General features: G+C 72.1%; 20 protein-coding genes. 11 read left to right on the top strand and 9 right to left on the bottom strand.

Going from position 1 to position 22,338, the window contains the following annotated elements:
• Positions 1 to 33 precede the first annotated feature (33 nt).
• Positions 34 to 1,455, top strand: a complete 1,422-nt coding sequence (locus FL583_RS15185) for a glycosyltransferase family 2 protein (RefSeq protein ID WP_142705269.1) — start codon at positions 34 to 36, stop codon at positions 1,453 to 1,455.
• A 3-nt stretch (positions 1,456 to 1,458) separates the two neighbouring features.
• On the opposite strand, the gene FL583_RS15190 is transcribed toward FL583_RS15185, so the two are convergent.
• Positions 1,459 to 2,322 (bottom strand): CAP domain-containing protein, encoded by an 864-nt coding sequence (locus tag FL583_RS15190; RefSeq protein ID WP_142705270.1) that lies wholly within the window; start codon positions 2,320 to 2,322, stop codon positions 1,459 to 1,461.
• 91 nt (positions 2,323 to 2,413) lie between these two features.
• Between FL583_RS15190 and FL583_RS42915 the strand changes: the two genes are divergently transcribed.
• From FL583_RS42915 to smc, 3 genes are all read left to right on the top strand, one after another.
• Complete coding sequence (locus tag FL583_RS42915; protein WP_142705271.1) at positions 2,414 to 2,761, top strand: acylphosphatase; 348 nt, start codon at positions 2,414 to 2,416, stop codon at positions 2,759 to 2,761.
• 271 nt (positions 2,762 to 3,032) lie between these two features.
• A complete protein-coding gene (locus tag FL583_RS15200) occupies positions 3,033 to 3,236 on the top strand; it encodes a hypothetical protein (protein WP_142705272.1) in 204 nt (67 codons plus the stop codon).
• A 135-nt stretch (positions 3,237 to 3,371) separates the two neighbouring features.
• Complete coding sequence (gene smc, locus FL583_RS15205; RefSeq protein ID WP_142705273.1) at positions 3,372 to 6,941, top strand: chromosome segregation protein SMC; 3,570 nt, start codon at positions 3,372 to 3,374, stop codon at positions 6,939 to 6,941.
• On the opposite strand, the gene FL583_RS15210 is transcribed toward smc, so the two are convergent.
• From FL583_RS15210 to FL583_RS15220, 3 genes are all read right to left on the bottom strand, one after another.
• A complete protein-coding gene (locus FL583_RS15210; RefSeq protein ID WP_142705274.1) occupies positions 6,938 to 7,351 on the bottom strand; it encodes a PIN domain nuclease in 414 nt (137 codons plus the stop codon). The two genes, smc and FL583_RS15210, sit on opposite strands and share 4 nt — an antisense overlap.
• A complete protein-coding gene (locus FL583_RS15215; protein ID WP_142705275.1) occupies positions 7,348 to 7,563 on the bottom strand; it encodes a type II toxin-antitoxin system VapB family antitoxin in 216 nt (71 codons plus the stop codon). The genes FL583_RS15210 and FL583_RS15215 overlap by 4 nt, the downstream gene beginning before the upstream one ends.
• 272 nt (positions 7,564 to 7,835) lie before the next feature.
• Positions 7,836 to 9,539, bottom strand: coding sequence for an alkaline phosphatase D family protein (locus tag FL583_RS15220; protein ID WP_142705276.1), 1,704 nt, complete (start codon positions 9,537 to 9,539; stop codon positions 7,836 to 7,838).
• Between the two features lie 105 nt (positions 9,540 to 9,644).
• Here FL583_RS15220 and ftsY point away from each other — a divergent pair, with 105 nt between their 5' ends.
• Positions 9,645 to 10,790: a signal recognition particle-docking protein FtsY gene (ftsY, locus tag FL583_RS15225; protein ID WP_142705277.1), complete on the top strand. Its 1,146-nt coding sequence runs from the start codon at positions 9,645 to 9,647 to the stop codon at positions 10,788 to 10,790.
• The gene (locus tag FL583_RS15230; protein WP_035857132.1) at positions 10,787 to 11,575 is read left to right on the top strand and encodes a phosphotransferase; all 789 of its coding nucleotides are present in this window, start codon (positions 10,787 to 10,789) and stop codon (positions 11,573 to 11,575) included. The genes ftsY and FL583_RS15230 overlap by 4 nt, the downstream gene beginning before the upstream one ends.
• 26 nt (positions 11,576 to 11,601) lie before the next feature.
• Here the strand turns inward: FL583_RS15230 and FL583_RS15235 are convergent, their stop codons facing one another.
• The 5 genes from FL583_RS15235 to FL583_RS15255 all read right to left on the bottom strand — a co-directional run bounded on the left by FL583_RS15235 (position 11,602) and on the right by FL583_RS15255 (position 16,731).
• On the bottom strand, positions 11,602 to 11,964 hold the full coding sequence (locus FL583_RS15235) for an SCO6045 C-terminal-like domain-containing protein (protein ID WP_142705278.1): 363 nt from the start codon (positions 11,962 to 11,964) through the stop codon (positions 11,602 to 11,604).
• A 122-nt stretch (positions 11,965 to 12,086) separates the two neighbouring features.
• Complete coding sequence (locus tag FL583_RS15240; protein ID WP_142705279.1) at positions 12,087 to 12,917, bottom strand: MbnB/TglH/ChrH family RiPP precursor modification enzyme; 831 nt, start codon at positions 12,915 to 12,917, stop codon at positions 12,087 to 12,089.
• Positions 12,918 to 12,969: 52 nt separating this feature from the next.
• Positions 12,970 to 13,947: a TIGR04222 domain-containing membrane protein gene (locus FL583_RS15245; protein WP_142705280.1), complete on the bottom strand. Its 978-nt coding sequence runs from the start codon at positions 13,945 to 13,947 to the stop codon at positions 12,970 to 12,972.
• The gene (locus tag FL583_RS15250) at positions 13,869 to 14,798 is read right to left on the bottom strand and encodes a TIGR04222 domain-containing membrane protein (RefSeq protein WP_142705281.1); all 930 of its coding nucleotides are present in this window, start codon (positions 14,796 to 14,798) and stop codon (positions 13,869 to 13,871) included. The genes FL583_RS15245 and FL583_RS15250 overlap by 79 nt, the downstream gene beginning before the upstream one ends.
• Positions 14,773 to 16,731, bottom strand: a complete 1,959-nt coding sequence (locus tag FL583_RS15255; RefSeq protein WP_142705282.1) for an NAD-binding protein — start codon at positions 16,729 to 16,731, stop codon at positions 14,773 to 14,775. Before FL583_RS15255 ends, FL583_RS15250 begins: the two co-directional genes overlap by 26 nt.
• Before the next feature lie 251 nt (positions 16,732 to 16,982).
• Here FL583_RS15255 and FL583_RS15260 point away from each other — a divergent pair, with 251 nt between their 5' ends.
• From FL583_RS15260 to FL583_RS15280, 5 genes are all read left to right on the top strand, one after another.
• Positions 16,983 to 18,347, top strand: a complete 1,365-nt coding sequence (locus FL583_RS15260) for an ammonium transporter (RefSeq protein WP_142705283.1) — start codon at positions 16,983 to 16,985, stop codon at positions 18,345 to 18,347.
• A 6-nt stretch (positions 18,348 to 18,353) separates the two neighbouring features.
• Positions 18,354 to 18,695 (top strand): P-II family nitrogen regulator, encoded by a 342-nt coding sequence (locus FL583_RS15265; RefSeq protein WP_142705284.1) that lies wholly within the window; start codon positions 18,354 to 18,356, stop codon positions 18,693 to 18,695.
• Positions 18,685 to 20,991 carry a [protein-PII] uridylyltransferase gene (locus FL583_RS15270; RefSeq protein WP_142705285.1) on the top strand — a complete coding sequence of 769 codons (2,307 nt, stop codon included), beginning with the start codon at positions 18,685 to 18,687 and terminating at the stop codon, positions 20,989 to 20,991. Before FL583_RS15265 ends, FL583_RS15270 begins: the two co-directional genes overlap by 11 nt.
• Before the next feature lie 78 nt (positions 20,992 to 21,069).
• Positions 21,070 to 21,678: a TetR/AcrR family transcriptional regulator gene (locus FL583_RS15275; RefSeq protein WP_142705286.1), complete on the top strand. Its 609-nt coding sequence runs from the start codon at positions 21,070 to 21,072 to the stop codon at positions 21,676 to 21,678.
• A 5-nt stretch (positions 21,679 to 21,683) separates the two neighbouring features.
• The gene (locus tag FL583_RS15280; RefSeq protein ID WP_338081119.1) at positions 21,684 to 22,331 is read left to right on the top strand and encodes a VC0807 family protein; all 648 of its coding nucleotides are present in this window, start codon (positions 21,684 to 21,686) and stop codon (positions 22,329 to 22,331) included.
• Positions 22,332 to 22,338 lie beyond the last annotated feature (7 nt).

Consider the following 22,338-nt stretch of genomic DNA (forward strand, 5'->3'; position numbering starts at 1 on the left):
CGGCTGCCCGCGCGGCGCCGTGGGCGCCGGCTGATGGACGGCCTGCGGGACGCGGTGCTCGCCGGCTTGGATGTGCTCGGCGTGTTCGTGCTGGTCTACTTTCTCGCGATCAACACGAGCTATCTGGTCCTCATCGGCATCGCCGCGGCCGAGTTCTCCCGCTACCTCCGCCGCCAGCCCTACCAGGGCCACGACGAGACCTACACGAGCCCGCTCACCCCGCCGGTCTCGATCCTCGTCCCGGCCTACAACGAGGAACTGAGCATCGTCGGCGCGGTCCAGGCCATGCTCGCGCTGCGCTACCCGCGCTTCGAGGTCGTCGTCATCGTCGACGGCTCGACCGACCGCACGCTCGACCGCCTCGTCGACGCCTTCGACCTCGTCGAGACCCAGCGCGTGATCCCCGACGAGATCCCGACCCGGGCGACCGTCCGAGCCGTCTACGCGGCCCGTTCGGGCGGCTGGCCGCTGACCGTCGTCCACAAGAACAACGGCGGGCGCGCGGACGCGCTCAACACCGCGATCAACGTGGCCCGCCACCCGTTGCTCTGCATGGTCGACGCGGACTCCCTCCTCGACCCGGACGCGCTCCTCGCGGTGGCCAAGCCGTTCGCGGACGACCCGCTGCGGGTCGTGGCGACCGGAGGGGTCGTCCGGGTGGTCAACGGGTGCTCGGCGATCGCCGGCCGGATCACCGAGATCCGGACGCCGAAGGCGTGGCTGCCGCGGGTGCAGATCGCCGAGTACCTACGGGCGTTCCTCCTCGGACGCACCGGGTGGTCGCGGATCGGCGGCCTGCTGGTGATCTCGGGGGCGTTCGGGCTGTTCCGGCGGGACGTGGTCGTCGACGTCGGCGGGCTCGACCCGGACTGCATCGGCGAGGACGCCGAGCTGGTCGTCCGGCTGCACCGGCGGCTGCGGGAGGTCGGACGCGATTACCGGATCGTGTTCGTGGGGGAGCCGGTGTCGTGGACCGAGGTGCCGGGCACGGTGCCGGTGCTGGGGCGGCAGCGGCGGCGGTGGCACCGCGGGCTGGTCGAGATCCTGCTCAAGCACGGCCGGATGATGGGCAACCCGCGCTACGGCCGGATCGGGACGCTCGCGCTGCCGTACTACCTGCTGTTCGAGGCGGTGGCGCCGATCATCGAGCTGGCCGGGATCGTGCTGGTGCCGCTCGGGCTGGCGCTCGGGGTCGTGGAGCCGGTGTTCGCGCTGCAGCTGCTGTTGGTCGCCTACGGGTACGCGATCCTGGTGACGCTGACCGCGATCACGGTCGAGGAGTTCACGTTCCGCCGGTATCACCGCTGGCAGGACCTGCTCGTGATCATGCTGGCCGCGACCGCGGAGAACTTCGGCTTCCGCCAGCTCACCGCCTGGTGGCGGGTCCGAGGCGCCTGGCAGGCCCTACGACGCACCAAGTCCGACTGGGGCGTCATGACCCGGACGGGGTTCTAGCGCCTACTCGGCGCCGAACATCTGGGTCCAGTACGCGGTGCCCGACGGGTCTAAGGCGAGGCCTACTCCGATGGCCTTGGACTGGCAGTTGAGGATGTTCGCCTTGTGGCCTTCGCTGTTCATCCAGGCGTCCATCACCGCCTCGGCGGTCTTCTGGCCGAGCGCGATGTTCTCCCCGGTCGGCACCTCGTACCCGGCCGCCTTCGCGCGGTCCCACGGCGAGAGGTTCTCCGGCGTGTTGTGGGAGAAGTAGTCGCGGGCGATCATGTCCTCGCTGTGCGCCAGCGCGGCCGCGGTCAGCCGGGCGTCGGTGTGCACCGGATCGCAGCCGAACTCGGCCCTGGCCGTGTTCACCAGGTCGACGACCGCGTCCGCCTCGGTGGCCGGCCCCGGCTTGGCCAGCGTCTTCGGGGTCTCGTCGTCGCTCGGCTCGGACTCGGGGCCGTCCGACGACTCGTCGCTGCTCGGCGAGGCGTCCTCGGCCGCGCTGCTCGACGGGGCCGGTGACGCGGACGTGGTCCCGGGCGCCTTCACGGCCGGGCGCTTGGACCGGCTCGCGGTGTCGGTGCCCGACGTACCGGCGTCGGTGCTGGCCGCCGCGTCGACGGACTCACTGGCCAAGGCGTCGGCCGCGAGCGGGGCGCCGCTGGCCGTCTCCAACGTGTCAGCTCCGGCGCGCCCGAGGTAGATCGGGATCAGCGCCCCGATCGCCACGGCCGCCAGCACGACGAGTCCCAGGACGCTCTTCGTGCTGAATCCGGCGCGTTCGCGAGTGCGGCCGCGCCCGCCGGCGGCTCGCCACGGGGTCGGACCGACTTTGTCGGCCTTCCGGTGGCGGGGTCGGTAACTGCTCCGTTGGTGCTCCATCGGCGGCGAGCCTAAGAAGGGCACACGAGGACGCACCAGGCCCACGGCGCAACCACAAGCTCGGTTTAATGCGCGGTTAGAGTTGGCCCCCGTGACCACTCCCGCGAACCCGGGTCGAGACTTCGATGGTGACGTACCGCGTCAACCCGAGAACGCATCGGAAACCGAACCGGTTCGACTGACCGCGTGGATTCGTGGACGAGTCCAGGGCGTGGGCTTCCGGTGGTGGACCCGGAGCCGCGCGCTCGAGCTCGGTCTGGCCGGCTGGGCCCGGAACGCGTCCGACGGCCGGGTGGAGGTCGTCGCCGAGGGACCGCGCCGGGACTGTGACGCATTGCTGAGGCTCTTGCGCAGCAGCGAGACGCCTGGGTCAGTAGAGGACGTAATTGACCGATTCAGCCCTGCGAAAGGCGGGCTGTCGGGTTTTTCTGAGCGCTGAGCAAAAGTTTTCCGCACGAAACCCGGGGTATCGCTAAATGTGGCGGACTCCATCCCCACCGCTGGCGTGACCTAGGCCGCGTGAGCCCGTAAGCTGTTTTGCGGACCATTTCAGTGGACTGCGTGACAGGGGTTAACCGCCGCCCCAACACGTACCGGCCCTGCGATGACCAGCCCGTCAGTGGGCGCCGGTCTCGCGCCGAGGGTCGGTGTTTCGCGCGTCCACAGGTCGCCATACACACAGGCGTCGAACGCCCATACGAGGAGACACCATGGCTAAGGCCCTCTTCGGCCACGTCGGCAATGTTGCCGATGGTCGACTGCGCGACGAGGTAGTTCGGCTGCGCGGGTCGGTACGGACGTTGGAGTTCGAGATCGCTCGACTCCGCGCCGAGAACGACCGGCTCTCCGCCGAGCTCTCCGACCGCGATTCGGAGCTGAGCCGGGTGGCTGAGCTGGAGCACCAGCCCGTCTGACCCGGCAATTCAGCTGGGCGATCGCGGAGGGCCGCCGCACCGGCCCGTACCGACACGACCCCGACTGCGCGAGTTGCTGCTGGTGGGGAAGGTATGGTCCAGTAAACCTTCCCCCACCCGCGCCGCCGGAGAACCGTGCATCTCAAGAGCCTCACGCTGAGGGGCTTCAAGTCCTTCGCCTCGTCGACGACCCTGCGCTTCGAGCCGGGAATCACGTGCGTCGTCGGGCCGAACGGTTCCGGCAAGTCGAACGTCGTCGACGGAATCGCCTGGGTGCTCGGTGAGCAGGGGGCCAAGGCGCTGCGTGGCGGCAAGATGGAAGACGTCATCTTCGCCGGTACCGCGGGCCGGGCGCCGCTCGGCCGGGCCGAGGTCACGCTGACGATCGACAACCACGACGGCGCGTTGCCGATCGAGTACACCGAGGTGTCGATCACCCGGCGTCTGTTTCGTACCGGCGACTCCGAGTACGAGATCAACGGCGATCCCTGCCGTCTGCTCGACATCCAGGAGCTGCTGTCCGACTCCGGCATCGGCCGTGAGATGCACGTCATCGTCGGCCAGGGGCAGCTCGACAGCGTCCTGCAGTCGCGTCCGGAAGATCGGCGCGGGTTCATCGAGGAGGCGGCCGGCGTCCTCAAGCACCGCAAGCGCAAAGAGAAGGCGCTGCGGAAGCTCGACGCGATGCAGGCCAACCTCACCCGGCTGACCGACCTCACCGCCGAGCTGCGGCGTCAGCTCAAGCCGCTCGGCCGGCAGGCCGAGGTCGCGCGCCGCGCGGCCGGCGTGCAGTCCGCGCTGCGCGATTCGCGCCTGCGCCTGCTCGCCGACGACCTGGTGACGCTGCGGACCGCGCTGGAACAGGACGTCGCCGACGAGGCCGCGGTGCGCACCCGCCGCACCCAGGTCGACGCCGACCTCGAGACCGACCGGGCCCGCGAGGCCCAGCTCGACGCCGAGATGGCGGCCGACGCGCCGGTGCTGGCCCGGGCCCAAGACACCTGGTACCGGCTGTCGGCATTGCAGGAACGTTTCCGTGGGCTGGCCCAACTGGCCGACGAGCGGCTGCGCTACCTGTCCGCCGAGCCCGAGGAGAGCCGCCCGACCCGCGACCCCGAGGCCCTGGAGCGCGAGGCCGCGGTCGTCCGCGAGCAGCACGAGGCGCTCACCGAGGCGCTCGAGGCCGATCAGGACCGGCTGGCCGAGGCCACCGAGGCCCGCGCCGAGTACGAGCGCCGGGCCTACGACGCCGAGCGCGCCCACGTCGCCGCGATGAAGGCCGTCGCCGACCGCCGTGAGGGCCTGGCCCGCCTCACCGGGCAGGTCAACGCGCTGCGCACCCGGGCGACCGCGGCCGAGGACGAGATCGCCCGCCTGTCGGCGTCGCTCGCCGAGGCCCGCGGCCGGGCCGACGAGGCGCAGGGCGAGCTCGACGTCGCCCAGGAGGCCGCCGAGGGGCTCGACGAGGGCGACACCGACCTGTTCGCCCGGCACGCGGCCGCCCGCGAGGAACTGGAAGCCGCCGAGGCGCGAGTCCGCGAGCTGACCCAGTCCGAGCGCGTCGCCGAGCGCGAAGCGTCGGAATGGAAGGCCCGGCAGGAAGCCCTGGCGCTCGGTCTGTCGCGAAAGGACGGCGCGGGAGCGCTGCTGGGCGCCGGAGACCACGTGCCCGGGCTGCTGGGCAGCGTCTCCGCGCTGCTGTCGGTCGAGGCCGGGTACGAGGCGGCCCTGGCGGCCGCGCTCGGCGCGCTCGCCGACGCGGTCGCGGTCGCGTCCGTGGAGTCGGCCGCGGACGCGATCGAGTGGTTGCGGTCGGCCGACGCCGGCCGCGCGACGCTGCTGGTCTCGTCCGGTCCGTCGGACTCCGACGGGCCCTGGCCGATCCTGCCGGACGGCTCCCGCTGGGCGGTCGACCTGATCAAGGTCGACGACGACCTACGCCCGACGGTGCGGCGCGTGCTCCACCAGGTCGCGTTCGTTCCTACTCTGGACGCCGCTCGCGCGCTGATCTCGCGGGAACCGGGTGTCCGGGCCATCACGCCCGAGGGCGACGTGGTCGGCGCGCTCGAAGCCGCCGGTGGCGCCGCCCGGGCGCAGAGCGCGCTGGAGATCCAGGCCGCCGTCGACGACGCCCGCGATCACCGGGCCGAGGCCGAGCGCCGCGGCGAACGCCTCCGGGCCCAGCTGGACGCCGCCCGCGCCGAGGCCGAGTCGCGCAAGGAGAAGGTGCGGGTCGTCGCGGCCGCGCAGAAGGAGGCCGAGGGGGCCCGGCACCAGGCCTCCCGGCGCATCGCCGAGCTGGCGGCCGCGGCCCGGTCGGCCCGGGGGGAGTCCGACCGGCTGGCCCAGGGACGGCAGCGGGCCGAGGAGGCGCGCGACAAAGACCTCGAAGGCCTGGCCGCGCTGGAGGAACGGCTGGTCGCCGCGGAGGAGACCCCGCTGGACGACGAGCCGTCGACCGACGAGCGGGACGAATTCAACGCGCTGGCCAGCCAGGCCCGGCAGAACGAGATGGAGGTCCGGCTCGCGGTCCGGACGGCCGAGGAGCGGGTGCGGTCGCTGGCCGGCCGGGCCGAGTCGCTGGAGCGGGCGGCCGCGTCCGAGCGGGCCGCCCAGGCCCGGGCGGCGGCGGCCCGGGCTTCGCGGGCCCGCGGGGCGTCGGTGGCGCGGGCCGTGTCGGGTGGCGCCCGGGTGGCGCTGGGGCGGATCGAGACGTCGCTGGTGGCCGCGGCCGACGAGCGGGACGCGGTCGCCGAGGCCCGGGTGGCCCGGGAGGCCGAGCTGACCGGCGTGCGGGCCCGGGTGCGCGAACTGGCGGCCGAGATGGACCGCCTCACCGACGCGATGCACCGCGACGAGGTGGCCCGGGCCGAGCAGCGGATGCGGATCGAGCAACTGGAGTCCAAGGCCGCCGACGACTTCGCGATCGACGTCGACACGCTGGCCAACGAGTACGGGCCGCAGATGCCGGTGCCGCCGACCCAGGCCGAGATCGCCGAGGCCGAGAAGAACGGCGAACCACCGCCGGCCGCGCTGCCGTACCACCGCCCGACGCAGGAGAAGCGGGCCGCGAAGGCCGAGCGGGACCTGCAGCTGCTGGGCAAGGTCAACCCGCTGGCGCTGGAGGAGTTCGCGGCGCTGGAGGAGCGGTTCAAGTTCCTGTCGACGCAGCTCGAGGACCTGAAAGACACCCGGCGCGACCTGCTGCTGGTCGTCAAGGAGGTCGACGACCGGATCCTCGAGGTGTTCAAGTCGGCGTTCGAGGACACTCAGCGCGAGTTCGAGATCGTGTTCCGGACGCTGTTCCCGGGCGGGGAGGGCCGGATCTTCCTGACCGACCCGGACGACCTGCTGATGACCGGTATCGAGGTGGAGGCGCGGCCGCCGGGCAAGAAGGTGAAGCGGCTGTCGCTGCTGTCGGGTGGGGAGCGGTCGCTGACCGCGGTGGCGCTGCTGGTCGCGATCTTCCGGGCCCGGCCCTCGCCGTTCTACGTGATGGACGAGGTCGAGGCGGCCCTGGACGACACCAACCTCGGGCGGTTGATCACGCTGCTGGAGCAGCTGCAGGACTCGAGCCAGCTGATCATCATCACGCACCAGAAGCGGACGATGGAGATCGCGGACGCGCTGTACGGGGTGTCGATGCGGGGGGACGGGATCACGCAGGTGATCAGCCAGCGCCTGAAGGACACGGCGACGGCTTAGACCGAGCCGGCGGGTACCACCCACTCGGTGGCCTGTCCGGTGACCCCGGCAATCGTGTCGAAGTCCCGGTCGTAATGCAGCACAGTCAGCCGCGCCCGCGCCGCCACGACCGCCAGCAGGAGATCGGGGACTGATGGCGCCCGGTGGTGACCGCGCGGAACGAGGTTGCGCAGCACGCCCAACGCTTGGTCCCACACCCGCTCATCGATCGCCGTCCACGTGAACATGGACAGGAACTCGTCTTTGAGACGCTCGTAGTCACGCCGGCTGCGTGCGCTGCGCAGGAACTCCAGCTCGGTCGCGGAACACAGTGACACCAGACCGCGGGAGAGCAGCGAATCCAGGCGGTCACGTACTGGCGCGAGGTGATAGCGCGCCAGCACGCTGGTGTCGGCGATGTACCCGGTCATGCCCGGAGGCTGCGGTCGTGCTCCTCGTCGACCATGTGGGCGACCATCGGCCAGTTCGCCGGATCAGCCATGAACGCCCGCCCCCGGTCACGGGCCTCCTGGACGACCTGGCGGAAGGCAGCCTCGACGGCCTCGGCGGGTGTTCCGACCCTCATCGCACGCTGAGCGGCGTTCAGCAGCATCGGGTCGATGTCGATGGTGATCTGGGTCATGGGGCGCCTCCTCGGGTCGGCTTTCTGGTGTGAGGAAGCGTAACTGTCAGTGAGGGGCAGCGGCAGGGGGATTGTGGGCGCTGTGGATATCAGCGGGAGGCTCGGTAGTAGTAGCCGTTCTCGTAGCAGAAGTAGTCGTCGCCGGCCGAGCCGGACTCCTCGTAGGTCTCGGTTCCGTAGCTCATGACTGCCTCCTCCTCGATCCGTCGCTGACACACCGAGAATGACCCCGCCGAGCAGCGGGGTCGTTCTCGTGAGCGACGTCCGGAGTGTTAGCTGAGCTGCGCTCGGGCCGGGAACGGCGCGATCGGTTCCGCGGTCGTGTCGTCCCGCCACGACAGCGGCGTCTGGTTCACCGTCGCCAGGCGCGGCGCGCTGCCCGGCGTCCGCAAGGCGCGTTCGAGACTGAACCTCGCCACCCGCCCATCGATCACCAGAGTGCCGAGCTCGTTGCCGTAGAACGGACCGGCGAGCCGGTCCCACCGCACGGCGGACTTCTTCACCTTGGCCCAGCGGGCCAACGGCCGCGCGATCGCGGCCGCCGTGCGGCTCCACCCGATCGTGAACCCGACCTTGATCGCCTGCGGAACCGTCTGGTGCACCGGCGACACGACGAGTTGGTACACCGGCACCGACCCCGGCGGGTCGAACGACGCCTTGGCCACGTACGCGTGGTGGACGTCCCCGGAGAGCACGCTGATGCTGGCCGGCTTCGGCCCCCGCTCACCCCGCGAGACCTCGGCCAGCAGCTCCCCGAGCCGCTCGAACGACTGCGCGAACGCGCCCCAGTGCTCCAGGTCGGCCGCGCGGCGCACGACCTCGCCGAACTTGGCCATCCGCGGGCCGCGCGAGCCCGCGCAGATCGCCTCGTTCCAGTTCTCGATGTGGTGGATCGCCCACGGCAACAACCACGGCAACGACGACGCGATGAGCAGGTGGTCGTAGTCGCCCTCGAACTGCTCGGCGAGCCAGGCGAACTCGGCGTCGCTGATCATCGTCCGCTCGGTCGGGGTCAGGACGCGCCCGCAGCGGGTGTCGACGACCACGACCCGGGTGCGCCCGTAGTCGATCGTGTAGCTCCAGCGCATGCCGGCCGCGTCCTGGTCGCCGTCGACCTCGCCGTCCGCGGTCTCGGCCAGCTTCTCCAGCATCGGAGCGGCGTCGACACCGGCGTCGCCGGCGGCCCGGACCGCGAGCCACATCGGGTCGGTCGCCAGGGCGGCCGGGGAGAGATTCCCTAAGTGCTGGTACACCCAGTAGCTGGTCAGGCCGCCGATGATGCGGTCGCGCCACCAGGAGGTGGCCTCGATGTCCCGCCGCCATTCGTACGAGGTGTTCCAGTCGTCCCGGACGTCGTGGTCGTCGAAGATCATCGCGCTCGGCACGTTCGCGAGCAGCCAGCGGATGTCGGGGTCGCTCCACGACTCGGAGTAGAGCGCGGTGTACTCCTCGTAGTCCGCGACCTCGAGGAACGGCGGCGCGTCGACCGGTCGCCGGGACCTGATGTACTCCTGCGTCTTCGGCGACGTGCTGTCGGCGTACACCTGGTCGCCGAGCAGCAGGACGGCGTCGGGCCAGCGGTCGGGCTCCTGGGTCGCCATCCGCTGGGAGTAGGTGTCGAGCGCGTCGGGCTCGTAGCCGAGCTGCTCGAGCGCGTCCGGGGTGGCGTGCCGGCAGGACCCGAAGATCAGCCGCTGCGGCCGATCGGGGTCGAGCGTCCGCAGGAGCGACGGCGGGTAGTTCGAGCCCGGTTGCGGCCAGACGAGGTGGTCGTCGAGCGTGACCTGGTACTCCTGCTGGGAGCCCGGCTCCAGGCCGTCGACCACCACCAACGCGTAGTGGTGGCCGTGCACCTCGAACGTGCGGGCCCGGCGTCCCAGCACGTCGACTTCGCAGGCCGTGTCGGTCTCCACCCACACGGTCACGCTGGTCTCGGTGACGTGCCGCAGCACCGGACCCAGTTCGAGCTCAGCCATTCGTTCATCATCCTTCATCCCGGCATCGACCGGATGACCGCCGGGTGAGCGGTTGCTGTGGAGCCACGACGACGAAGGAAGCACGGGTCTGACAGGATTCGTGTCATGGAGTACCTGATCCTCGGAGCAGTCCTGCTCGTCGTCCTGATCGGCGCGGGCATCGGGCTGCTGGTTCCGCGTCGCCGCGGGCGCATCGACCTGCCCCCGGTGACCCCGGGCCAAGTCGCCGACGAGGTGTCGGGCGGCACCGACACGCTGGCGCCTCCGGAACCGGAAGAGGCGCAGGTCGTCGAGCCGGCTCCGCCGGCGCTCGACGTCCCGGAGCCGACCGCGGGTCGGTTGGTCCGCCTACGCTCCCGGCTCTCCCGGTCGCAGAACGCGCTCGGCCGCGGCCTGCTGACCCTCCTCTCCCGCGATCACCTCGACGAGGACGATTGGGAAGAGGTCGAAGACACCCTGATCACGGCCGACGTCGGAGTCGCCGCCACGACCGAGATCGTCGAGCGGCTGCGCGAGCGGACCCGGGTACTGGGCACGCGTGACCCGTCGGAGTTGCGGGCGTTGCTGGCCGAGGAGTTGATCGCGGCGATCGGGGCGGACGCCGACCGGTCGCTGCACACGGCGCCGCACGAGGATCGTCCGGCGGTGCTGCTGATGGTCGGCGTGAACGGGGTCGGCAAGACCACGACCTGCGGAAAGGTCGCGCGGGTGCTGGTCGCCGACGGCCGCACGGTGCTGCTCGGCGCGGCCGACACGTTCCGGGCCGCGGCCGCCGATCAGCTGCAGACCTGGGGCGAGCGGGTCGGCGCCGAGACCGTGCGCGGCCCCGAAGGTGCCGACCCCGCTTCGGTGGCGTTCGATGCAGTTCGGCAGGGAATTGCGGCGAAGGTGGATACCGTGCTCGTAGACACCGCCGGCCGGTTGCAGAACAAGGTGGGCCTCATGGATGAGCTCGGCAAGGTCAAGCGGGTGATCGAGAAGAACGGGCCGGTCGACGAGACCCTGCTCGTGCTCGACGCCACCACCGGTCAGAACGGGTTGCTGCAGGCCCGGGTGTTCACCGAGGTCGTCGACGTCACCGGCGTGGTGCTGACGAAGCTCGACGGCACCGCGAAGGGCGGCATCGTCATCTCCGTCCAGCGCGAGCTCGGGATCCCGGTGAAGCTGATCGGGCTGGGCGAGGGTCCGGACGATCTGGCTCCGTTCGAGCCGGCCGCGTTCGTCGATGCGCTCCTCGGCGAGGCAGCGTGACCCAACAGGAGATCCCGCTCGAGGGCGGCAGCGTCAGCACGGTCGTCCGGGTCGGTGACACCGTCCGCCGGACGGCCGGCCCGTGGACGCCGGCCGTGCACGCGCTGCTGCGTCACCTCGAGGCGGTGGGGTTCACCGGTGCACCCCGCGCTTTCGGTATCGACGAGAAGGGCCGCGAGGTCCTCTCGTATCTCGACGGCGAGACCGGCGAGTACCCGCTGAAGCCGCACTGGACGACTGACGAGGCGCTGGTCACGGTCGCGACGATGCTGCGGCTGTTCCACGATGCGCAGGCCGGGTTCGTGCCGCCGCCGGGCACCCGCTGGCGGAGTTTCGGGCCGCCGCCGCCCGACACCGAGGTGATCTGTCACCACGACGCGGCGCCGCACAACGTCGTCTGGCGGCCGGACGGGACGCTGGCGATGATCGACTTCGATCTCTCGTCGCCCGGGGCGCGGATCTACGACGTGGCGTACTCGGCCTGGACGTGGGTGCCCCTGTTCTCGGATCGCGATTCGCGGACGCTCGGCTGGCGGCACCCCGACCGGCCGCGGCGGCTCCGCCTGTTCGCGGACGCGTACGGGCTGACGCCGCGGGACCGGGCTCGGCTGGTGCGGACGATAAGGACGCGGATCGTCGATCACATCGAGGGGATCCGGCGGATGGCGGAGGCGGGGGAGCCGGCTTTCGTGCGGATCGTGCAGAAGGGTCACCTGAAGCGTCCGGTGCGGGATCTGCGCCTGATCGACCACGAGCGTCATCTGTTGGAACACGCTCTGCGCTAGGCCCGGCGCGGTCTGGGTGGCAGAGCTCAGCGAATCGGGCGGCGCTTGAACCAGCGGCGGATGGGGGCCTTCGGCTCGCGGGCTTCCAGTTCCTCGCGGGCCAGGTCGGGGAGCTCGTTCGCGGCCCGGAGGTGGTGGGCGAAGGCCAGCCCGTCGGCGTAGGAACCGGCCGGTGGGCGGCCGGCGGCCCACTGGACGAACCGGGGCAGGTAGGCCGGGCCGAGGCTGCCCGCGAGCAGGGGCCAGGCCTTCCCCACTTCGCCGGCCCGCTTGCGCAGCAGCGCTCGCCGGGCGGCGTCCACCCGGGTCGCGTCGAAGCCCGAGGGCAACGGGCCGCCGGCCACGAGGGCCGCCACCAGAGCGGCCTGCGCCACCCCAAGGGCCGCCACACCACCCGCCCCTTCCTCAGCGCCCCCGCCCGCGGTGCCTCCCGCACCCACCCCAGCGTCTTCGGCCGCCGGGTGGGCCGCAGTGTCTGCATCCGTGGTGCCCCTCGGGGCGGAATCGTGGGTCATCGGGGGTGGGCGGCGGTGGCGCCGGCCTTCACGGCGGCGGCGATCGACGTCAGTTCGGCTCTCAGTTCCTCGGCCGGCGGGTACGCGCCGTCTCGTTCGAGCAGCCAGCCGGCTGGGGTGACCCGCTCGGACAGCGCGGTCACCAACTCCAGCACCTCCGGCGGGACGGCGTCCGTGTGGGTGTCGTGATAGAGCCCCTCGTGCTCGCGTCCGCCCGCCACGTGCACGTACGCCACCCGATCGAGCGGCAACCGGTCTAGCAGCGCCAGCGGATCGTGGCCCCGGTTCCTCGCATTCGCGTAGACGTTCGCGATGTCCAGCAGCAGCAGTGCGCCGGTGCGGTCCAGTACCGCGGTGAGGAAGTCGGCCTCGTCGTACTCGTCGTCGGGCCAGTCGAACAGCGCGGCGATCGGCTCCAGCGCCAGCGGCACGTCGAGTTCCGCGACCGTGCGCGCGTAGTTCGCGACCAGCGCGTCCACCGCCGCGCGGGTCCGCGGCACCGGGAGCAGATGACCCGCCTCGACGTCCCCGGCGCGGACGAACGCGATGTGCTCGCTCACCAGCGGAGCGTCCACCAGAGCGGCGCAGGCGGCCAGGTGGCGCACGCGCTCGGCCGACACCGGCTCGGCCCCGCCGAGGGAGAGCCGGACGCCGTGCGGCACGACGGTCACCCGGCGCTCGCGCAGCCCGGCCAGAGGCCCGGAGAGCGGGCCGTGTGGGTGCAGGCCCTCGGCGACGACCTCGACGAACCGCAGCCCCGGCAGGTCGGCGACGATCCCGGCGATCTCCGGCCGCCATCCGACGCCCACCCCGAGATCAGGAAGCACGACCCACCACACCCTTCACCACAGCCGTACCCTCCGCCACATCCTCGACGGATCAGCCACCACATCCGCCCCCGCCCCCGCAGCTCGACCCGCCCCCGCAGCTCGATCCGCTCGAGCACGACGACCCGCTGTCGACGTACGACGACCCGCCGCTCGACGCGGCCGCTATCCGGTGCAGCTCGGCCTCGGCCGCGAACGCCGGGTCCGCGGCCATCAGCGCCGCGGTGCCCCAGAGCGCGACGCCCATCGCGGCCCCGCCCGCGCCGTACGCGGCCCAGGACGGCGACAGCTTCGGATCCAGGTGCTCGTGCTGCCGGGTCGCCGCCCGGACGACCGACGCCCCGGCCGCGGTGCGACCCGGCGGGCGGCGCAGGACGAACCACGCCAGGACCGCCGCGGCCGCGACGAGCAGCAGGCCCAGGTAGAAGACCGGCTTGCCGCGCTCCATCCCGATCCAGTACCGGACCAGGCCCAGCGCGAGCACCGGCAGCATGATCAGCCCGGCGGCCCGGTAGTTCGTCCGCTGGGCGTCGGACAGCACCAGGCCGGCGTCGGCCAGGGAACGGCGGGTCTTCTCCACCGCGGACCGGACGCGGGAGTCCTCGGTCAGCGGCCCGACGTGCCGCTTACCGCCACTGATCGCCCGCCGGACGGCGGCCTCCACCGGAGGCAGATCCTTGGGCGACTTCCCGACGGCCGTCACCCCGCCGCGCTTGGCCGCGCCGACGAGACGCCGGGCTCGCAGCCCGGAGACCGCGGCCTGCACCACCCGAGCCGGCCCACCGGCCAGATAGGCCAGCGCAAACGGATCGGTCACGGCCGAGCCGGCCGACGACCCACGCGCGATACCCCGCCGCACCGCGACGGTCAGCACGACCGCGGCCACGATCAGCACCCCGTAGCCGAGCAGGAACGTGGGCCCGGAGATGCCCCAGGTGTCACCCGGCGCCGCTAGCCCCCGCATCCGCCACCCCCGCACCCGCCACCGCCGCAGCTCGACCCGCCCGAGCACGACGACGAACTGCTGCACGACGACCCACCACTGTCGACGTACGACCCGGACGAGTTGGCCGCGGCCGCCTGCCGGATCTGGGCCTCGGCCGCGAACGCCGGGTCGGCCGCGATCAGCGACGCGGTACCGAACAGCGCGACGCCCAGCGCGGCCCCGCCCGCGCCGTACGCGGCCCACGACGGGTTGTACGACGGCTGGAGGTGCGAGTTGCGCGACGACTCGGCGCGGATGGTCTCGCGCACCGCCCGGCCGCTCAGCGGCGCCGGTTGGCGGAGCAGGAAGAGCTGCGCCAGCCCGAGGAAGACCAGCAGGAACAGCAGGTTGCTGATCGGCTTGCCGTTGGCGGAGCCGGCGAGGGCCCGCAGGACGCCGAGCGCGATCACCGGCGCCACCAGCAGGCCGACGAGCCGGAACGTCGTGCGCTGCGAGGCCGACAGGAACAGACCGTCGAGCTCCAGCCGGGTGCGCAGCGGCTCGATCGTGGACACCACGCCGGGGTCCTTGGCGATGGTCCAGACCCGGGTGCAACCGTTCCCGATCGCGTGGTGGACGGCGAGCTCGACCGGGTGCAGGCCGCTGGTCGACCAGCTGCGGACCGTGACGCCCCCGCCGGAGACCGCGTCGACGAGCCCACGGGCCCGCAGACCGGCGATGGCCGCCTCGACGACCCGGTTCACCCCGCCGCTGAGTAACGCGAGTGCGAACGGATCGGACACCGGCCGGGCCGCCCCGCCCGCCCGGCCTCGGCTGATTCCCCGCCGTAGCAGCAGCGTGAGCCCGATCGCCGCGACACCGAGGACCGTCAGCCCGAACAGGAACGTCGGACCGGGGATGCCCCAGGTGTCACCGGGAGCCGCGAGGGTCTTCATCGGGCGCCTCCACCGCGTCGCCGGCCCGGCGGTTGTGATCCCGGGCCTCCTGCTGCCCGAGGATCGCACGCACCACCGACAACTGGCTCCAACGTGTCGGTACGGCGACACGGTCGGACCGCCACCGACCGGCCAACCGGCCCGACCCCGGCCCGAACCGACGCCCGGCCGGCGCGCCGTTCACCCCCGGCTCCGACCGAGCCGGAGCCGGGGGCGAAGCCGGAGCCGGACCAGGAGAGGGGCCCGCTCCGGTCCGCAGCAGAACCTCGGCCAACCCCGACCGGGTAGCCACCAGCAGCACCGTGTCACCGGCCGCGAGTTCGGCGTCCGGCGACGGGCTCCAGGTCAGCACCCGGGTCCGCCCCCTGGAGCGCTCCTGCGCGAACACCCGGACCCGGCCGCTCACCTCCAAGGCCCGCAGCGGCCGGCCGTCGGCCGGCGAACCCGCGCCGACCGGCACCTCGGCCACCAGCAGCACCCGGCGTCCGTGCCCGATCGCGGCCTTCACCTCGCGTCCGAGCATCGCGGCCAGGAACACCGGTGCGGCCGCCGCCGAGACCGAGAGCGAGACCGCCTGGGGGAGTGCGCCGGTGATCCGGTCGGACAGGTCCTGGTCGAACAGCCGCAGGACGATCCGGACGTCCTGGTCGAGCGCCCAGACCGCCAGCCCCACCTCGACGTTCGCGGTGTCGTCGTCGGTGGCCGCGACGACGCTCCGGGCCCGGTGGGCCCGGGCCGCGTACAGCGTGTGCTCGTCGCTGGCGTCCCCCCGCACGATCGGGACGCCCAGCCGGCGGGCGAGCCCGGCGTCCGGCGACGTGTCGATGCCCACCACCGGGACGCCGGAAGCGCGCAGCTGCTCGACCATCCGCACCCCGATCGTCCCCAGCCCGCACACCACGACGTGGCCGGAGATCGAGCCGACCGGCGGACCGAGCGCGCCCGACAGCCGGCTGCCGAGCAGATCGTCGATCGCGAACGCGGTGATCAGCGCGATCAGGACGACGCCGGCCAGCATCGACCCGGCGACGAACAGCGTGACCCCGGTGCCCGACCCCTCGACGCCGTCCGGCGCCCCGGTCGTCAGCGTCGAGACCATGTTGTAGAACGCGTCCAGCCAGCTCATCCCCAGGCCGCTGCGGCGCAGCACGATCGTGCCCACCACGACCAGCGCGCACAGCCCGGCCAGCGCCCACCGCAGCCGTCCGCTGGCCCAGCCGGTGACCGTGCCCGGCCAGTTCATCCGGAGCCGGCGCCGAGCCGGCGGCACGATCCGGAGCGCGGGGGCCCCGAGCACCAGTTCGGCGTCCGGCACGTCCCGGTCGGGGAGCAGCTCGGTGCCCTCCGGCTCCGAGCGGTCGGGCCGGGCCAGCACGACCAGAGGCGCCCCCGCGACCGTGTCCGGCGGCCCGGCGTTGAGCGTCCGGCCGCCGATCTCGATCAGCTGCTGCCCGTCGCCGAGCGCGGCGTCGACGAACGACGGCGCGGCGATCAGCGACGACGACAACACCGAGCAGTTCGGCCGGAAGAGTGCCTCGACCCGGGCGGCCAGCTTCTCGTCGTACATCCGGATCACCAGCCGGACCGAGCCGTTGAGCTCGCGCCCGGAGAGTGCGGCGTGCAGGTTGGCGGCGTCCTCCTCGTAGAGCAGCACGAGAACGGCGGCCGCCCCGACCCCGGCCGCCTTCAGCACGGCCTTGTCGCGGCCGGATCCGACCAGGATCCGGGCCCCGGCCCGGCGCAGGTGCGCGACGAACGGACCCTCGTCGTCCTCGACGACGACGGTCACCCATCCCGGGGGTAGACCGTCACCGCGTGTAGTCCTCCCGGTCGCGATGTCCTCGAGCCGGCCCAGGTCCTCGACGAGTCGCGTGGCCAGCGCGTCGGATCCGACCAGGACGATCGGAGAGTGCGTACGTAGTAACTCCGGCAAGTCGGCTCCAGTCCCGGTTTCTGGGCGTCATTGCCCGGGATAGTACGGATTTCTGCAGGTCAGCGCGCCGCGACCGGCAAACGTCGCCGCGAAGAGTTAACTGGCAAGAAACACAGCGTCACGAGCAAGAAACTCGTCGGAACGCCCGTCGAAACGTCGTCCCAGCACGCTTGCCCCGACGCAGACACGAGGGTCACCGGCCCTCCACCCACTGCGGTGACCCCCACATCAGTTCCTTCGGAAGGAGGGGCATGGAAGAGCTCCAGAAGGCGGTCGAAGCTGCTGCCGCCAGCGCAAACGCTGCGTGGCTACTCGCAGCCAGCGCACTCGTGCTGTTCATGACGCCCGGCCTCGCGTTCTTCTACGGCGGCATGACCCGTGCCAAGTCCGTGCTCAACATGATCATGATGAGCTTCGGCTCGATCGCCGTGGTCTCGATCCTCTGGGTCATCTACGGCTACTCCCTCGCCTTCGACGACGACGCGTTCGGCGGCCTCGTCGGTGGCCTGGGCAAGATCGGCCTGAAGGGCGTCATCACCGACGTCCCCGGTGCCCTTCCCGAAACGATCTTCTCCGCGTTCCAGCTGATGTTCGCGATCATCACGGTCGCGCTGATCTCCGGTGCGATCGCCGACCGGGCCAAGTTCGGCGCGTGGATGGTCTTCGCCGGTGTCTGGGCGACGATCGTCTACTTCCCGGTCGCGCACTGGGTGTTCGCGTTCGACAGCGACACCGCCAAGGGTGGCTGGATCGCCAACCAGCTCGGCGCGCTCGACTTCGCCGGTGGAACAGCGGTCCATATCAACGCGGGTTCCGCCGGTCTGGCGCTGGCGTTGGTGCTCGGCAAGCGTAAGGGCTGGCCGAAGGAGTCGTTCAAGCCGCACAACCTGCCGCTGGTGCTGCTGGGCGCGGGCATCCTGTGGTTCGGCTGGTTCGGCTTCAACGCCGGTTCGGCCGTGGCCGCGAACAACCTCGCCGGCGTCGCGTTCATCAACACCCAGGTCGCGACCGCTTCCGCGCTCGCCGGCTGGCTGATCGTCGAGAAGATCCGCGACAAGCACGCGACGACGCTGGGCGCGGCGTCCGGTGCGGTCGCCGGTCTGGTCGCGATCACCCCGGCCTGTGGCTCGGTCAACCCGGTCGGTGCGGTCATCCTCGGTGTCCTCGCCGGTGCGATCTGCGCCCTGGCCGTGGGCCTGAAGTACCGCTTCGGCTTCGACGACTCGCTCGACGTCGTCGGCGTCCACCTGGTCGGCGGTCTGTTCGGGTCGCTGATCATCGGTCTGCTGGCCACCGAGACCGTCACCGGCGGCGCCAACGGCCTGTTCTACGGCGGCGGCTTCTCCCAGCTGGGCAAGCAGGCCATCGCGGCCTTCGCGGTCCTCGCCTACTCGTTCGTGCTCACGTACATCATCGGCTTCATCATCGACAAGACGATGGGCTTCCGGGTGGACGAGGAGACCGAGATCGAGGGCATCGACACCGGAGTTCACGCCGAGTCCGCGTACGACTTCGTGTCGGGCAGCAGCACGCGCTCGACGATCATCGGTGGTGCCGCTCCGGCTGGTATCAACGACCAGAGCGTCCGCGAAGCGGCGCCGGCCGGTAAGGAGTAGAGCCCGATGGCCAAGCTGGTCACCGCAGTCATCAAGCCGTTCAAGCTGGAGGACGTCAAGGGCGCCCTCTCGGCGCTGGGCATCGCGGGCCTCACGGTCTCCGAGGTCCAGGGCTACGGACGGCAGAAGGGCCACACCGAGGTCTACCGGGGCGCCGAGTACCAGGTCGACTTCGTGCCGAAGGTCAAGATCGAGGTCGCGGTCGACGACATCGAAGCGGCCAAGGTCGTGGACGCGCTGGTCGCCGCCGCCCGCACGGGCAAGATCGGCGACGGCAAGGTGTGGGTCACCTCGATCGACGAGGTGGTCCGGGTCCGTACCGGCGAGCGCGGACTCGATGCCCTCTGACAGGCAGAACGGAAGCCTGAACGGGCCGGCCGGGTCGAACACCGACCCGGCCGGTCGTCAGGCTCCGTGGGGGCCCGCCGGTCCACCGTCCCGGGCCCAGCTCTCCGACACGCTCGACCGCTGGCTGGCCGGCCTGCTGCCGCCGGTCGCGGGGGTCGCCCTGGTCGCCGTGGGCAGCCTGGGGCGCCGGGAAGTCGTCGCCCACAGCGACGTCGACCTGGTGCTCCTCCACACCGGACACGCACGGATCGGCGAGATCGCCGAGTCGGTCTGGTACCCGATCTGGGACTCGCCGGTCGGCCTCGACCACGCGGTCCGCACCGTCGACGAGGCCGTGTCGGTGGCCCGCAGCGACGTGAAAGCAGCACTCGGCCTGCTCGACGCCAGGTACGTGGCGGGGGACCGTGCACTGGCCGACGAGCTGGCCGCGGCGGTCCGGGCCGCCTGGCGGGCCAGCCCGGCCGGGTGGCTGGGCGAGCTGCGGGAGCTCACCGAGGCGCGCTGGCACACCGCGGGCGAGCTCGCGTTCCTGCTCGAACCCGACCTGAAGGAAGCCCGCGGCGGCATCCGCGACGCGGTCACGCTCCGCGCGCTGGCCTACGCCCAGCTCGTGGATGCGCCCCGCGGCAGCGTGCGGGACGCGTACCGGTTGCTGCTCGATGCGCGCGACGCGCTGCACCGGTCGGCCGACCGGCCGTTGGACCGCCTGCTCCTGGCCGAGCAGGACGCGGTCGCGGCCGCTCTGAACTACGCCGACGCCGACGCGCTGCTGCACGACGTCGCCGACGCGGCCCGCACCATCGCGTACGCGACCGACACCGCCTGGCGGCAGGTCGACGGGCTGCTGAGCAAGCGCAGACGCTGGCCGATCCGGCGGCGCTCGGCGGTGGCCCGGCGTCCGCTGGCCGACGGGGTCGTCGAGCAGAACGGCGAGGTCGTGCTGGCGCGGGGGATCGACCCGGCGACGGACGCGGTGCTGCCCCTGCGGTTCGCGGCGGCCGCGGCGGTGGCCAACATCCCGCCGGCCCGGTCGTCACTGGAGCGGCTGGCGACCGCGGCCCCGCCGCTGCCCGACGTCTGGCCGGACAACGCGCTGCAGTCGCTCGTCGCGCTGCTCGGCGCCGGTGAGCCGGCGATCGCCGTGTGGGAGGCCTGCGACCGGCACGGCCTGGTCGAGAAGTGGCTCCCGGAGTGGGGCCGCGTCCGCTCGTTGCCGCAGCGCAACGCCCTGCACCGGTACACGGTGGACCGGCACCTGGTCGCCGCCGCGGTGGCGGCGGCTCCGCTGGCCCGCCGGGTCGCGCGTCCCGACCTGCTGCTGGTCGGCGCGCTGCTGCACGACATCGGCAAGGGCCTGCCCGGTGACCACTCCGAGGTCGGGGCCGAGATCGCCGGCGGGATCGCCGTCCGCCTCGGCCTGTCGGCCGAGGACGCCGACCGGCTCGTGCGCCTCGTCCGCTATCACCTGCTGCTCCCCGACACGGCGACGCGACGCGATCTGGACGATCCGGCGACGCTGGAAGTCGTGGCCGACGCGGTCGGTCACGACGGCGTCCTGCTCGACGTCCTGCACGCGCTGACCGAGTCGGACGCCTCGGCGACCGGGCCGGCCGCCTGGAGCAGCTGGAAGGCCGGGCTGATCAACGACCTGGTCAAGCGGGTGCACGTGCTGATCGGCCAGGGGGCGCCGCCGACCGTGCGTCCGCGTCCGGCCGAGGTCTTCGCGGCCGCATCCACCCTGCCCGCGCCGGGGGAGTGCTCGGTGGCGGTGCACGGTGACGAGGTCGCGGTGATCGGCGGGGAGGGCGTCCAGCAGCTGCTCAGCCGCACGTCGGGCATCTGCGCGATCCACCGGCTCGACGTCTACGCGGCCGACGCGGGGACGTTCGACGGGCATCCGGTCGTCGTGGTGCGGGCCGCGCCGCGGTTCGGCCGGCTGCCCGATCCGGCCCTGCTCGCGGCCGACCTGCGCCGGGCGGTCGCGGGCTCGTACGACGTGGCAGCGGCGCTGGCCCGCCGGGAAGCCGAGGCGCGGGAGGGCGCGGATCCGGTGCCCCCGCAGATCAGCTGGCTGCCCGACGCGTCCACCGAGGCGACCGTCCTGGAGCTCCGGGCCGAGGACCGGCGCGGTCTGCTGCACGACGTCACGGCGGCGCTCGAGGAGTCGGGCGCGTCCGTGCGCGGTGCGCGGGTCAGCACGTTCGGGTCGGCGGTCGTCGACGCGTTCTACCTGACCGGCAACGACCTCCCGACGGAGGAGATCGGCAAGGCGGTGCTGGCCGCGGCGTCGGTGTAGACGGTCCGAAGAGGCCGGTGGGAGACCACCGGCCTTTTTGGTCTTGACGGTTTTACTCATCTAGGTAATTCTTTACTCATGCGAGTAAACGAAGATCGACAGACGCCGGCCGCGCTGGCGCGCCGAGCACAAATCATCGATTCGGCGATCGTCGCGATCGCCGAACTGGGCTACGCCCGGGCATCGTTCGGGCGGATCGCCGAGCACGCGGGCATCAGCAGCACGCGGCTGATCTCCTACCACTTCGACGACAAGCACGAGCTCATGCGCGCGGTCGCCCAGGCCGTGCTGGCCCGGGCCGCGGAGTACATGGTTCCGCGCATCGAGGCCGCCGACGGCCGCCGCGAGGCCCTGGCCGAGTACATCCGGGCGAACCTCGCGTTCATCGAGGAGCACCCGGCGCACATCCGGGCGCTGATCGAGATCGCGTCCAACGCGCGCACCGACGACGGCACCCCGCTGCTCGCGGCCGAGGGCGAGGACCCCGCGGTCCTGCTGCTGGCCGCCGAGTTCCGGGCCGGTCAGCAGGCCGGCGAGTTCCGGACGTTCGACCCGCTGGTGATGGCGCGCACGGTCCGGGCCGCGATCGACGCGTCGGCCGGTCGGGCCGAGAACGCGCCCGCCTACGCCGACGAACTGGTCACGCTCTTCGACCTGGCGACCCGCCCCCGACCGGAGGAGTCGTGATCACGATGACCCAGGCCAAGTCCACCCCCGCTCCCGGTCGCCGGGCGATGCTCGTCGCGCTCGGTCTCGATCTCGTCGCTCCGCTCGTCGTCTTCTACGGCTTACGGGCGGCGGGCGTCGACCAGTGGTGGGCGCTGCTCGCCTCGGCCGCCGTCCCGGCCGTGGTCATCGCGGCCCGCTTCGTCCGCCACCGGCGGCTCGACTTCGGCGCGCTGTTCGCGCTGACGTTGGTCGGGGCCGGGCTCGTCCTCTCCGCGCTCAGCGGCAACCCGCGCGCGCTACTCGTCCGCGACGCCTGGCTGTGGGTCGTCGGCGGCGTCGCCGGGCTCTGGCTGATCGCCTCGTGCTTCTATGGCCGGCCCGGCCTGTTCACGCTGTTCCGGTCGTTCCTGGTGACGCGGTACGGCGCGGAGCGGGTCGCGGTCTTCGAAGCCCGCTGGGACGTGGAAGCGAAGTTCCGGCACGACATGCGCGTGATCACGCTGGTCTGGGGTCTCGCGCTCACGCTCAACGCCGTCGTCACGGTGTTCATCGCCTACCTGGCGCCGATCGACGTCGCCGGCGGTGCGATGAACGTGGTGTGGCCGGCCATCGCGGTGCCGCTCTGGATCTTCCACATCGCCTACACGAGGAAGCAGGGCCTCCGGGCCTGAGGGAGGT

Source organism: Cryptosporangium phraense (genome assembly GCF_006912135.1).
Classification (GTDB): domain Bacteria; phylum Actinomycetota; class Actinomycetes; order Mycobacteriales; family Cryptosporangiaceae; genus Cryptosporangium; species Cryptosporangium phraense.